This is a genomic window from Thermaerobacter litoralis, assembly GCF_054654595.1.
In genome coordinates, this window is record NZ_BAAIES010000008.1 from 261,138 (window position 1) to 273,281 (window position 12,144).

Genomic DNA, 12,144 nt, shown 5'->3' on the forward strand with positions numbered 1-12,144 from the left:
GCTGCTTCCCCTGCTGGGGTGCACGCGACTCTTTGTTGCAACGCCCGTCGCCTCCTCTCAGCCGGCCCTCAGCTTTGCCTCAAGCGGACCTCAGGATCCTCTGCGACGATGGCCTTGTGAGAGGCGCGGACGCAAAGGTCGCAGGAGGTGCGGGATGCCATGACGACGGGCGCGATGAACCACCAGGGAACGGGCAGGGACGGGCGGCCGGCCAGGGGACGCCGGCGCTGGTGGATGCTGGCGGGCGTGGTCGTCCTGGGGCTGCTGCTCTGGGCCATCTACCCCATGGCCGGCGCGTCGGGTTCGGGCAATTCGACGCCGGCGCCGGCCGGTGCCGGTTCGTCCGGGTCCGGCGGCCACGGCGGAGCGGGTGCAGCGGCGGACGGCCAGGCGGCCGCGTACGAGATCTACCCGGCAGGCACGGGTTCCGAAGGCCAGAAGGCGTTGCCGGAGGGCCAGCAGCTGGCCAAGTACCGGGTGGAAGACGGGGTCAAGGTCTTCGAGCTGACGGCGCTGCCGGTCAAGTGGTCGGTGGGTGAGAAGGAGTACGAGGCCTGGACCTTCAACGGCACGGTGCCCGGCCCCCAGATCCGCGTCAAGGAGGGCGACCGGGTCCGGATCATCGTGAAGAACCAGCTTCCCGAGCCCACCGTCGTCCACTGGCACGGGCTGGCGGTGCCCAACGCCATGGACGGCGTGCCCATGGTGACCCAGGACCCCATCCCGCCCGGGGGCCAGTTCGTCTACGAGTTCGTGGCCCGGCCGGCCGGCACCCACATGTACCACACCCACCACAACACGATGAAGCAGAAGGGGATGGGGCTTTACGGGACGTTCATCGTCGAGCCCCGGGAGCCCGAACCCTGGACGTATGACGGCGACTACAGCCTGATGATCTCCGACGGGCAGCTGGGCTTCGTGATCAACGGCAAGTCCTTCCCCCACACGGCGCCCATCAAGCTCAAGGTTGGGCAGACCGCCCGCTTCCGGCTGATGAACATCGGGGACCAGGTCCACCCGATGCACCTGCACGGCGGCGACTTCACCATCATCGCCAAGGACGGCCAGCCGCTGCCCCAGCCGATGAAGGCCAACACCCTGGACATGATGCCCGGCGACACCTACGACGTGCTGGTGAAGCTGGATGAACCCGGCACCTGGGTCTGGCACTGCCACATCATCTCCCACGTGGAGGACTCCCACGGGAACATGCTGGGCCTGATCCAGGTCCTCCAGGTGGAGGAGTAGGGCGAATAGGGCCAGGATCCGGGCGGTCAAGGACCCGGCGGGATACGGCAAGAGGAACGGGTCGCTGCAGCGGTACGGGCTGGGCCCGGCAGGGTGTGAGGGTAGGGGGATGGGCGGAGCGCGCCGGCTCTTCGGGCCGGCGCGCCGCCTTTGGGAAGGGAGACGGCCGGCGGTCCTAGCGTCCCTTCACTTCCCGTCCCGGGGCCGGGTCCGGACCCGCCAGTGCCCCTTGGGGTCCTGGGTCACCAGCCCCTGGCGCTTGAACTCGCTGATGACCCGGCTGACGCTCTCCCGGGCCGCCCCCACCAGGGCGGCGATCTCCTGGTGGGTCAGCTGGTCGCCCATGTGTTTGACCAGCACCTCCAGCACCCGGGTCCGCAGGTCGCGCCAGACCAGGCTGCGGATGCGGTCCTGGAGGTAGCGGATGCGCTCCTCCTGCGCCATCAGCAGGGCCATGGCCAGGTCGCCGTGCTCCCGCACCAGGTTCAGGATGACCTCCCGGGTGACGATGCCGATCACGCCGTCCTGGATCACCTCGGCGGTGGCCGGATACCCTCCGCCGGTGAAGAGGCCGACGGCGGGGAAGAGGTCGCCCGGGCCCAGGAGGTGCATGATGTACTCGCGCCCGTCGTCATCGACGGCCACGATCTTGACGCGTCCCGCCCGCAGGAGGAACACGGCCTGGACGGGCTCGCCCTCCCGGAACAGCACGTCCCCGGCGTGGCAGGGGCGCCAGCGCACCTTCTCCGCCACGCGGGCCACCAGGTCGGCCGGCACCTGGTCGAAGGGGTGGATCCGGCGGAGGGCGGCCACCACCGCCTCCCGGGTGTCGAAGGCGCCGCGCCCTCCTTGCGGCTCGGCATCGTCCATGGCGATCCCCCCGGGGTTCCCCCCTTGAGTTTTCTCCCGCGAGGGCCATTCCTGCTGGGTGGTGGCATCCCCTGCCGGCGCGCCGGCGGCCGCCGCCCAGGGGCGCGTCCCTCAGAGCCCCGGCGGCAGGCCCCGGCAAAGGAGGCGCCCTGTGATCCCGGGCACATGCAGCCCCGGCGGGGATGGACGATAATGGCGTCGAACCCGCACCCCGCGGCTCCATCCCCGGCACGAACGACCGGCGAAGACGAGGTGGGCTCCATGACCCGTCGACTCAAGACGCCCCAAGCCGCCGCGCCGGCCCCCGATCCTCAGCGGGGCCGGCCCGACCGGCATTGGCCCTGGTTGCCCTTCTTCGACCTGGCGGTGACCGCGGCCCTGGTCCCCGGCTTCCTGTTGGGCGGGTTGCTGGCCGCCGCAGCGTGGCAAGGTTGGAGCTGGGCCGCCGCCTACCCCGCCCTGGCCCAGGCCCACGGCCACGCCCAGCTCGTCGGCTGGGGTGGCGCCCTCATCCTGGGCGTGGCCCTGCAGTTCTTGCCCCGGCTGCGGGGAAGCACCCTGGCAACGCCGCAGCGGGTGCCCCTCTGGTTCCTCCTCCTGGCCACCGGCCTGGGCGCCCGCCTGGCCGGCCAGGCCATCGCCGCCCTGACGCCCGTGCCCGCCGCCCGAGGAGCGGCCCTGGGACTGATGGCGGCCGGAGCCGTCCTGGAACTGGTGGCGGGGGCGGGCCTGGTGGCCCTGCTGGCCCGGACCCTGCGAGCCGGTCCGCCCATCGGGCAAAAGAAGGCCTTCGGCCAGGTGGCCCCCCTCTTCGCCCTCTCCGGAACCGCCCTGCTGCTGGGCCTGGCCTTGTGGGCGGCCGGGACCCTGCAGGCCGCCGCCACCGCCCTGACGGCCCTAGGCACCGCCGGCGCCGCCCCGGGCACCGGCGCTCCGCCGGCCACCCTGCCCGGCCCGGTGGATGCCGCCGCCCTGCGCCTCGTCCTGTTCGGCTTCATCGGCGCCATCTCGGTGGCCATGTCGGCCCGCGTCTTCAGCCTGTTCTTCCGCATCCGGCCGGCCCGGCCCGGCGGGCTGGCCGCCGCAGCCGCCGCCTTCGGGGCGGGGGTGCTCCTGGACGGGGCTGCAGGATCCGTCGCCCTGTTCACGGGGCGGGCGGCGTCCCCCGCCCTCGGGGCCGTCGCCGACCTGGCCTGGGGTCTGGCCCTGGGCCTGGGCACGGTGGCTGTCCGGGTGTTCGAGCCGCGGCTGGTCTTTCCGGGCGACAAGGGCGGCTACCGCGTCTGGCGTGACCCGGCGGGGGTGGCGGCCCTGCTGGCCTACGTCTGGGCGGGCGTGGCCGCCCTGCTGCTCCTGCTGCGGGGCCTGGGGAACCTGGGGCTGGCCCTGACACCGGCCGCCCCGCCGGCCGACGCGCCCCTGCATGCCGTGGGCGCGGGTTTCATGACGTTGCTCATCATGGCCGTTGCGCCCACCATGTTGCCGGGCTTCGGCGGCGGCCGGCTGCAAGGCCGCGCCGGGGTGGCGGCCGCCGTGGTCCTGGCCGCCCTGGCGGCCCTGCTGCGGGTCTTGCCCGGCCTCGCCCAGATGCTGGCGGGCCGTCCCGGCCCGTGGGCGACGGCCGTCATGGCCGCCGCCGGCATGGCGGGTGTGGCCGCGGTCATCGCCCTGGTCCTGACCCTCCGGGCCAGCTGGCGGGCGGCCGGCCAGGCTGCCCCCCGGCGCGGCGGGAAACCCGGAACCCCCTAAGGGGCCCGGTGCCCGTTCGACGGGAGGGGCCGGCTCCCCAGGGAGCCGGCCCCGGTGTGTCCGGCGCGGGCGCCGGTGGGGGCCGGACCGCCCCGGCCCGGACGGCCCAACCCGCCCCGAACCCCACCTCCCCGTCCCTACCGCGCCGCCTCGGCCTCGGCGCCGCCCGTTCCGCCGCGCAGGCCGGCCGCGGCGGCGTCCAGCACGGGACCCCAGCGCAGGGCGACCAGCAAGGTGAGGGCCGCCAGGATTAGGGCCACCGCCTCGGCCGCCACCGCCTGCCCCATCTGGGCCAGGGTCACGGCCGCCGCGTTGGCGGCGAAATGGATCCCCACCGCGGCCAGCCACAGGACCGCTCGTCCCCTCACCCATGCCGCGGCGACCAGCACGCTCAGGCCGATGTGGAGGCCCAGGGCGCCGATACGCTCCACCAGGGCGAGGACCGGCGTCCCGATGCCTCCCGCCAGGATCGCCTGTTGCGCCTGCCGCAGGGCGGCCTCCGCCTCGGCCGGCAGCGCTCCGGGGATCCCCCAAACCCCGCTCCCCCCGCTGGCGGCGCCGGCCGGCGGCAGGGCCAGCAGGGTGACCCCGGTCACCACCAGGCTCAGCCCCACCATCACCGCCTCGAACCCGCCGTGGCCGAGCCCCATGGCCGTCGCCTCCGCGAGCCGGGGCCGCCGCACCACCAGCCGGTAGGCCACGTACCGTCCCGTCTCCTCCCACAGGCCCGCGGACAGCGAGGCCAGCAAAGCGGCCGCGGCCGTGCCCCAGCGATCGGTCGCCCACTGGTTGAAGGCGGGCAGCCAGGGCAGGCGCAGCAGTCCCTGAAAGATCAGGAAGGTCGCCGCGCCGGTCAGGGCGATTCGCCCCCGCCAGCCCCAGCGCCGGTAGCCGGCCAGGAACAAAAGGGCGGGAAGCAGGATGGCTCCCGCCCCCGCCGCCCCATAGGCCAGCGCAATCCCCCGCAGTTGCTCCTCCACCCCGGTTCCCCCCGTCCAGGAGGCCGGGCCGGGCAGCCCCCTCTACCGCCCGGCCCACGGTGGCCGCCCGGCGCCGCCCCCGGGTCCGATCGCCCTGCCCCCTCCGGAGGCGGCGCCGCTGGAGCCGGATCATCCGGTCAGCCCAGGTTGATCCAGACGCTCTTGACCTCGGTGTAGTGCTCCAGGGCGTAGCGCCCCATCTCCCGGCCGATGCCGCTTTGCTTGAACCCGCCCCAGGGGCTGGTGGCGTCCAGCAGGTTGTAGCCGTTGACCCACACGGTGCCCGCCTTGAGCCGGTGGGCCACCTTGATCGCCTTGGCCACGTCCCGCGTCCAGATCCCCGCCGCCAGGCCGTAGGGCGTGTCGTTGGCCCGCCGCACCACCTCGTCCAGGCTCTCGAAGGGCAGCACCGTCAGCACCGGCCCGAAGATCTCCTCCCGGGCGATGGTCATGTCATCCCGCCCGACGAACACGGTGGGCTTGACGAAATAGCCCGGTCCCGCCTCGGCGTTGGGCTCGCCGCCCACCAGGAGCTCGGCCCCTTCCTCCCGGCCCCGCTGGATGTAGCCCAACACCCGTTCCATGTGGGTCCGGCTGATCAGGGGGCCCATCTGGGTCATGGGGTTGATCCCCGGCCCCTGGCGCAACCGGCCCGCCCGCTCGGCGATGGCCTGGACCATCGGCTCGAAATGGTCCTTGTGGACGAACAGGCGGGAGCCGGCGCAGCACACCTCGCCCTGGTTGAAGAAGATCCCCATCATCGCCCCGGCCACGGCGCTGTCCAGGTCCGCGTCGGGGAAGACGATGTTGGGCGACTTGCCCCCCAGCTCCAGGGTGACCCGCTTGAAGTCCCGGGCCGCCGCCGTCATGATCTTGCGCCCAACCCCCGGCGAGCCCGTGAAGGAGATCTTGTCGACGCCGGGGTGCTCGACCAGGGCCCGGCCCGCCGGTTCGCCGTACCCCGGCAGCACGTTGACCGTGCCCGGCGGGAAGCCCGCCTGGCGCACCAGTTCCGCCAGGCGCAAGGCGGTCAGGGGCGTCAGCTCGCTGGGCTTGAGGACCACGGTGTTGCCCGTGGCCAGGGCCGGCGCCAGCTTCCAGGAGGCGATCATCAGGGGGAAGTTCCAGGGCACGATGGCCCCAACGACCCCCACCGGCTCCCGGCGGGTATAGGCCAGGTACTCCCCCGGGAAGGAGACGGGCAAGGTCTCGCCGGTCCACTTGGTCGCCCAGCCCGCGAAGTAGCGGAAGTGCTCGACGGCCAGGGGCACGTCGGCCATACTGGTCTCGGTCACCGGCTTGCCCGTGTTCAGCGACTCCAGCTGGGCGAACTCCTGGGCGTGCTCCTCCAGGAGGTCGGCCAGCTTCCACAGCAGCCGGCCCCGCTCCGCCGGGGGCAGCTTCCCCCAGGAGCCCTCCAGGGCCCGCCGGGCCGCCTGGACCGCCAGGTCCACGTCGGCCTCCCCGGCCTCGGCCACCTCGGCCAGGGGCTCCCCGGTGGCCGGATCGGTCACCGTCAGGAACCGCTCCGACCGCGGTTCCTGCCACCGCCCCCCGATGAAGAGGAGCTTGCGACCCTCCAGCCACTGGCGGACGGCGGGGGCCACGAAGGGAAGGGCCAGGGTGCCGGTCCGGGCGCCGGACGAACCCGGCCCGGCGGCGGCCGCCGGGTCCGCGGCGGCGGCCGCCTCCCGGGCGGTGCCGCCGCCGGGCGGCACCGCCCCCATGCCGTCATGCGCCGTCATGCCGCCGACCCTCCTCCATCGCCGCCTTCCGGCCCCGCTCCGCCGGTCACGGGCCACCCATGGCCCGCGGTCCCCGCACCGCCCGCCGGCCCCGCACCGGGGGCCGCCATCGGGCTGCCCGCCCCGGCGACCGTACCCGCTGCCTGGGCCGGGCCGGCCGGTTCGTCCGGATCCGGGGCCGCCTCCTCGACCTGGTCGGCGGCCAGCCGGTAGACCTCGGCCAGGGACTTGCCCCGGGCCTGTTCGATCCGCTGGGCCCGGAGGCTGAACTGCTTGATGGCGTAGTCGATGAACTCCTGCTGATCGACTTCAAAGGGGTGGTCGCCGCCGTAGGAGGCGTAGATCTCGTGGGTGACGCCCAGGGCATAGGGCAGCAGCTCGTTCAGCCGCCGGTCGATGACGCCCCAGATGGCGTCGTCCGCCGCCACCAGCCGCTGGAGCAGGAAGACCCCGTAGGCCAGGTGGCGGGATTCGTCCCGCTGGAAGTTGCGGATGCCCTGGATGAAGCCCGGCATGACCCCCTGACGCTGCAGGGTCCGGTAGAAGGCGTAGTACCCCGTCTCGGCCAGCACGCCTTCCACGATGAGGTTGTAGGTGACCGACGCCTCGGCCTGGGCTGCCGGCGAGGGATCCTCCAGCAGGCGGTGCATCGCCCGGGGCAGCTCCTCGTAGAAGATCTTCTTGTAGCTGGGCGTGTGGTAGTGGTGCAGGTCCCGGTCGGACACCCCCGCCACCTCGTCCAGGAAGCGGCGCATGAACTCGGTGTGCTTCGCCTCCTCCCAGAGGAAGGTGGTGAGGAACATCTCCTCCTCCAGCCGGCCCTCCCGGGCGATCACCATGATGAGGGGGAGGAGATCCAGGGTGACCGACTCCTCACCCGCGGCGAACAGCGACACCAGCCGCAGAAGGGCGTCCTTCTGGGCGTCGTTGAGCAGGTGCCAGTCCTCCCGGTCCTGGCGGAGGTCGATGGCCCGCGGGTCCCAGGTGCCGAACTTCTTCGCCTTGTGGTAGAGCCGCATGGGCGGCAGGTCGTGGTTCAGGCCGCGGCGGCTCGTGGTGGTGAAGGCGTCGTGCCGGGCCACCGTCACCGCCGGGCGGCCGCCCGGCTGGGGCGCTGCTCCCGCCGCGCCCGGCGCCGCTGCACCGGACATGCGCATCCCCGTCCTTTCCTGGCGGCTTGCCGCACCGGTCAGCGGCCCGGCGGCCCGGCCGCCGGCGCCGCCCGGTGCGGCGCGGTGGGCCCACCCCCCAAGGCCCCCCGGCCGCTCACTCGCCAGGGATCAGGACCACCTTCGTCGCCTCCCGGCTGTCGAAGAGCCGGTACCCCTCGACGGCCTCCGTCAGGGGCAGGCGATGGCTGATGATGATCTCAGGGTCGATCCGGCCCCCCGCCACCAGGGCCAGGGTGGCGTCGATGTCCCGGTGGATGTTGGCCAGCCCGATCCGGAAGCTGATGTCCCGGGTCAGGCTGGTGGCCAGGGGGAAGGGGAAGCTCTCGGCCGTGGTCACCCCCACGGCGGAGATCCGCCCGCCGCCCCGCACCAGCTCGAAGGCCAGGGCCACCGTCTTGGGGCCGCCCACCGCCTCAATCACCACGTCGGCGCCCATGCCCCCGGTCAGCTTGTTGACCTGGGCCACGGGGTTCGTCTCGCTGGCGACGATGGGCACCGCCCCCAGCCGCTCCGCCAGTTCCGCCCGGTCCCGCACCAGGTCGATGGCCAGCACCCGGGCTGCCCCCTGGGCGAAGGCGCTCTGGATCGCCATGAGCCCGACGGGCCCGCAGCCGATCACCGCCACCGTCTCGCCCGGCTGCAGGTGGGCGTTCCGCACGGCCCCATAGGCGGTGGTGAGGATGTCGCCGCAGAACAGGGCCTGCTCGTCACCGATTTCCTTGGGGATCCGGCGCAGGTTGACGTCGGCGTGGGGGACCCGGACGAACTCGGCCTGGGAGCCCGGCAGGTTGCCGAAGGCCACGCCGTAGCCGAAGACCCTGTACTCCTGGCACTGGTTGAAGGCCCCTTTGCGGCACATGGCGCAGTGGCCGCAGGCGGTGTGGAACGTCCCGACCACCCGGTCCCCCTTGCGGAAGGCCTGGACGCCGGCCCCCACCTCCTCCACCACGCCGGTGAACTCGTGGCCGCAGACGAACCCCGGGACCATGCCGGGGATGTGGCCGTGGTAGATGTGCAGGTCCGAGCCGCAGATGGCGCAGCGGGTGATGCGGACGATGGCGTCGCCGGGCTGCTGGATCTTTGGCTCGGGGACGTCTTCGATGGCCACCTGGCCCACGCCGCGATAGGTGACCGCCTTCATCGAGGCCACCCCTCCCTCGCTCCGGCCGCACCGCCGGCCCTCGTAAACCGCCCCCGGGGCACCGGCCGGGTCACGCCACGCCCTCGGGGAACTCCGTCTCCACCTGCTGGGCCGAGGTCACCAGCTCCTTGGCCGCGATGACGTACCCCGACAGCACCCCCATGTCGCCCTTGAGGATCTTGAGCTTGCCCCGCATCATGGCCGCCAGCGGGTCCAGCTGGCCGTCCATCACCTGCTTCCACGTGTAGGCATCGGCGCTGATCACGTAGGGGACGTTCTCCAGGTCCTCCTTGCCGCCGATCCGCGCGTCCCGGCACTCCCCCTGGTAGAGGTCCAGGATGATCGCCCGCTCCTCCTCGATCCCCAGGGACGGGTCCGCCTCCAGGACGAAGGCCAGCGGCCACTCCCAGGTCCGGGACGCCTCCCGGTAGTTGGCGTTGGCGTTGATCTGCTCCTTGTAAGCCTTGGCCCACTCCTCGGAGAAGGCCTGGTATGCCATGGGTTCATCCCCTCCCGTCGGTCTTGTGACGGCTCCCGTTGGAACTTGGCGGGCACCCTGCTAACCTGCTTCAGGGCGGATCCCTTCTTCACCGCTCCGCCCCGCACCGCGGCGCTGGGCCGGTTCCACCGCGACGGCTTAGGCCGCCGGTGGCGGCGCCCTCGTGGTACCCCGCGCCGAAGCCTGGCGTTGTGCCGTTGGAATTGGCCAGTGCCGGCCCGGCCGCGAGTCTCCGTGGGCCTCGACGGGCCAGCGAGCCCCCGCGGGCCGCGGCCGTTCACCCGCCCGCAGGTCGCCTGTCCCTGGCGCCCCCAGGTCTTGCGGACGAACCCGCCCGCGGCGGGCAGCCGGCCGTCGCCGCCACCTGGGCGATCAGCTCGCCGGCCACCTCCGGCCGTAACACCCCCTTTGCCATGTAGAGGAGGAAGGCGTCGGCGATGGCCTCCGGGCTCTGGGGACCGTCGGGGCGGTACCACACCGTCACCCAGTTCATGGCCCCGAAACCGAAGAGCCGCAGGAGCCGCAGGTCGACCCCCGCCTGAAACAATCCCGCCGCCGCACCCTCTTCCAGCGTACGAGCCCACAGCGCCTCGTAGGCATCCCTCGCGGCCACCACCTGTTGGGCGGCCTCCGGGCTCAGGTAGCGGCTCTCCTGGAGGATCACCGCCACGAAGTCCTGGTGCTCCAAGCAGGCCAGCAGGTGGGCCCGCATGCCGGCCCAGATCCGCTCGGCCAGCCCGGGTCCTGCGGCGGCCATGGCGGCCTCCACCCGCCGGTGGACCACCCGGATGCCGTGCAACATCACTTCGAGCAGCAGCTGGTCCTTGTTGGCGAAGTGGTAATAGAGGGCCGCGGGAGTCACCCCCAGCGCCGCCGCCAGGTCCCGCATGGTGGTGGCCGGATACCCCTGCCGCGCGAACAGGCCGGCCGCCTGTTGCAAGATGGTGTCCTGCTGCGGAGCCAGAATCTTGCCCTGGGCCAAGGTCGTCCCTCCACCGGCGGACCGCCGCGAACCGCCTCTAGCGGGTTACTGAACGTTCATTAAGGCCGGCCAGGGTTTCCTTTTCGCCGCCCTGCCGCGGACTCCTTCCGGATTCCGTCGCCCCGGGCCCTCCCCGTCCCCCGGCGAGAAGGCCTCCCAGAGGGCGAGAAGGCCTCCCAGAGCACGGGGGACGGGATGCTGGCGGGACGGCGTGACAGGACACGCCCCAGGACGGACAATGGCCCAGAGCGGAGAATATCCCCAGGGGCAGGGGGTGGTCCGGCTGGAGGTCCGAGGACAACGCCCATTCCCCACTGGCGTCGTCGTGCTGGCGGCGGGACAGGCCCGGCGGATGGGACGGCTCAAGCAGCTGCTGCCCCTGGGCGGCCGGCCCCTGGTGGAGTGGACCCTGGATACGGCCGCCGGCGCCGGGGTCGGGCCGGTGGTCGCCGTCCTCCATCCCGCGGTGGCGGCGGCCGGCATCCCCCGGCGGCCCCTCCCGGGGCTGCACCCCGTGGTCAACCCCTGGCCCGAACGGGGACAGGCCCGCTCGCTGCGCCTGGGCCTGCGCACCTTGCTTCAGGTCGAACCGGCCCTGGCCGCGGTCCTGGTGGTGCTGGCCGACCAGCCCTTCATCCCCGCCCCGGTGCTGGCCGGGCTGGTCGAAGCCCTGAGGGATGCCGTGGCTGGCTCCTCCACCGCCGGACCCGACGGGGTCTCCGGCGGGCCGCCGCCCTCACCCTGGCCGGCGACGGCCCCCGTGGCCGCTCGGCCCGTCTGGCAGGGCCAGCCCGGCCACCCGGTTCTCCTCGGCCGCCCGCTCTTTCCCGAGGTGCTCTCCCTGACGGGCGATGAGGGGGCGCGACCCTTGTTGCGTCGCCATCGGAACCGGTTGCTCCACTGGCCGGCGCCCGGTCCGGAGGTGACGCTGGACCTCGACACCTGGGCCGACTATGAGGCCGCCTGCCGGCGCCTCGGCTTCCCCGTACCGGCGCCGGTGGCGGGGCCGCCGTCGACCGCCCCGACCGGCGACGGCCCCCGTCACCGCAGCAGGTTTGCATCCCATGGGCAAGCGCCCGGCGATGAACGCGAGCACGTGTCGAAGGAGGAACGCCCGTGACCCCGCCCCCGGCGCATCCCCAAAAGCCGCAGCCCTCGCCCTGGCGTACCCTGGCTCCCACCCCCGCCCGGGACGAGGGCCTGTGGACCGCCCTCATCCTGCTGCTCTTCGGCCTGGCCGCATGGGGCACCCGCATCCTCTGGCTCTTTGCCTTGGGTCCCGCGCTGATCTTCGCCGGCTACCTGGCCCGGGCCCGGCTGACCTACCTGGCCGGCCCCGACCGGCTGCTCGTCCAGACCCTGGCCGGGCGCCGGGTGATCCCGTACGCCGCCATCCAGCGGGCCGAGTACCTGGAACTGGGCGGGGGGCTCCGCTTGCTAGCCACCTTCGCCCCCGGGTACGCGGTGGGCTGGTTCTACCTCAGCGGACTGGGCCGGCAACTGCTGCTGGGCAGCACCGACCGCGGTCCCGCCGTCCGCTTGCACCTGCACCGGGGCGCGGTGATCTTGACGCCCCAGGATCCCGTGGCCGTTCTGGCGCTCCTGGACGAACGCGGCGTCCCCCTCGACGTCCCCCGCTGGGTCCTCAAGGAGGTGCGTCGCCGCAGGAAGGGCGAGCCCGGTTAGCGAACCCGGTTCGCAAACCCCGGGCAGCAACAACGCCCGATTGGGTCTGTCGTGGAGCAACGTTCCCATCCT

11 protein-coding genes are annotated in these 12,144 nt (G+C 73.1%); 4 read left to right on the top strand and 7 right to left on the bottom strand.

Translation table 11 applies throughout. From position 1 onward, the window contains the following. The first annotated feature begins 159 nt into the window (after positions 1-159). Positions 160-1,248, top strand: a complete 1,089-nt coding sequence (locus ACYQ02_RS06415; RefSeq protein WP_460039615.1) for a multicopper oxidase family protein — start codon at positions 160-162, stop codon at positions 1,246-1,248. Between the two features lie 186 nt (positions 1,249-1,434). Here ACYQ02_RS06415 and ACYQ02_RS06420 read toward each other — a convergent pair whose 3' ends face one another. Next, positions 1,435-2,118 (bottom strand): Crp/Fnr family transcriptional regulator, encoded by a 684-nt coding sequence (locus tag ACYQ02_RS06420; protein ID WP_460039616.1) that lies wholly within the window; start codon positions 2,116-2,118, stop codon positions 1,435-1,437. Positions 2,119-2,379: 261 nt separating this feature from the next. On the opposite strand from ACYQ02_RS06420, the gene ACYQ02_RS06425 reads away from it, so the two are divergent. Beyond that, a complete protein-coding gene (locus tag ACYQ02_RS06425; RefSeq protein WP_460039617.1) occupies positions 2,380-3,867 on the top strand; it encodes a hypothetical protein in 1,488 nt (495 codons plus the stop codon). Between the two features lie 137 nt (positions 3,868-4,004). Here the strand turns inward: ACYQ02_RS06425 and ACYQ02_RS06430 are convergent, their stop codons facing one another. From ACYQ02_RS06430 to ACYQ02_RS06455, 6 genes are all read right to left on the bottom strand, one after another. Beyond that, positions 4,005-4,847, bottom strand: coding sequence for a YhfC family glutamic-type intramembrane protease (locus ACYQ02_RS06430; protein ID WP_460039618.1), 843 nt, complete (start codon positions 4,845-4,847; stop codon positions 4,005-4,007). 137 nt (positions 4,848-4,984) lie between these two features. After that, the gene (locus tag ACYQ02_RS06435; protein WP_460039619.1) at positions 4,985-6,592 is read right to left on the bottom strand and encodes an aldehyde dehydrogenase family protein; all 1,608 of its coding nucleotides are present in this window, start codon (positions 6,590-6,592) and stop codon (positions 4,985-4,987) included. After that, the gene (locus tag ACYQ02_RS06440; protein ID WP_460039620.1) at positions 6,589-7,743 is read right to left on the bottom strand and encodes a R2-like ligand-binding oxidase; all 1,155 of its coding nucleotides are present in this window, start codon (positions 7,741-7,743) and stop codon (positions 6,589-6,591) included. Before ACYQ02_RS06440 ends, ACYQ02_RS06435 begins: the two co-directional genes overlap by 4 nt. Before the next feature lie 115 nt (positions 7,744-7,858). Next, positions 7,859-8,905: an alcohol dehydrogenase family protein gene (locus ACYQ02_RS06445; RefSeq protein ID WP_460039621.1), complete on the bottom strand. Its 1,047-nt coding sequence runs from the start codon at positions 8,903-8,905 to the stop codon at positions 7,859-7,861. A gap of 70 nt (positions 8,906-8,975) precedes the next feature. Then, positions 8,976-9,404, bottom strand: a complete 429-nt coding sequence (locus ACYQ02_RS06450) for an SCP2 sterol-binding domain-containing protein (RefSeq protein WP_460039622.1) — start codon at positions 9,402-9,404, stop codon at positions 8,976-8,978. Between the two features lie 277 nt (positions 9,405-9,681). Next, positions 9,682-10,386, bottom strand: a complete 705-nt coding sequence (locus tag ACYQ02_RS06455; RefSeq protein WP_460039623.1) for a TetR/AcrR family transcriptional regulator — start codon at positions 10,384-10,386, stop codon at positions 9,682-9,684. Positions 10,387-10,624: 238 nt separating this feature from the next. Between ACYQ02_RS06455 and ACYQ02_RS06460 the strand changes: the two genes are divergently transcribed. Beyond that, the gene (locus ACYQ02_RS06460) at positions 10,625-11,506 is read left to right on the top strand and encodes a nucleotidyltransferase family protein (RefSeq protein WP_460039624.1); all 882 of its coding nucleotides are present in this window, start codon (positions 10,625-10,627) and stop codon (positions 11,504-11,506) included. After that, positions 11,503-12,072, top strand: coding sequence for a PH domain-containing protein (locus tag ACYQ02_RS06465; protein WP_460039625.1), 570 nt, complete (start codon positions 11,503-11,505; stop codon positions 12,070-12,072). Before ACYQ02_RS06460 ends, ACYQ02_RS06465 begins: the two co-directional genes overlap by 4 nt. Positions 12,073-12,144: the final 72 nt, after the last annotated feature.

Excerpts from the sequence above, each read along its gene's own strand:
- ACYQ02_RS06415 (WP_460039615.1), top strand. The coding sequence starts at position 160 with ATGACGACGGGCGCGATGAACCACCAGGGAACGGGCAGGGACGGGCGG.
- ACYQ02_RS06420 (WP_460039616.1), bottom strand. The coding sequence starts at position 2,118 with ATGGACGATGCCGAGCCGCAAGGAGGGCGCGGCGCCTTCGACACCCGG.
- ACYQ02_RS06425 (WP_460039617.1), top strand. The coding sequence starts at position 2,380 with ATGACCCGTCGACTCAAGACGCCCCAAGCCGCCGCGCCGGCCCCCGAT.
- ACYQ02_RS06435 (WP_460039619.1), bottom strand. The coding sequence starts at position 6,592 with ATGACGGCGCATGACGGCATGGGGGCGGTGCCGCCCGGCGGCGGCACC.
- ACYQ02_RS06440 (WP_460039620.1), bottom strand. The coding sequence starts at position 7,743 with ATGTCCGGTGCAGCGGCGCCGGGCGCGGCGGGAGCAGCGCCCCAGCCG.
- ACYQ02_RS06445 (WP_460039621.1), bottom strand. The coding sequence starts at position 8,905 with ATGAAGGCGGTCACCTATCGCGGCGTGGGCCAGGTGGCCATCGAAGAC.
- ACYQ02_RS06450 (WP_460039622.1), bottom strand. The coding sequence starts at position 9,404 with ATGGCATACCAGGCCTTCTCCGAGGAGTGGGCCAAGGCTTACAAGGAG.
- ACYQ02_RS06460 (WP_460039624.1), top strand. The coding sequence starts at position 10,625 with ATGGCCCAGAGCGGAGAATATCCCCAGGGGCAGGGGGTGGTCCGGCTG.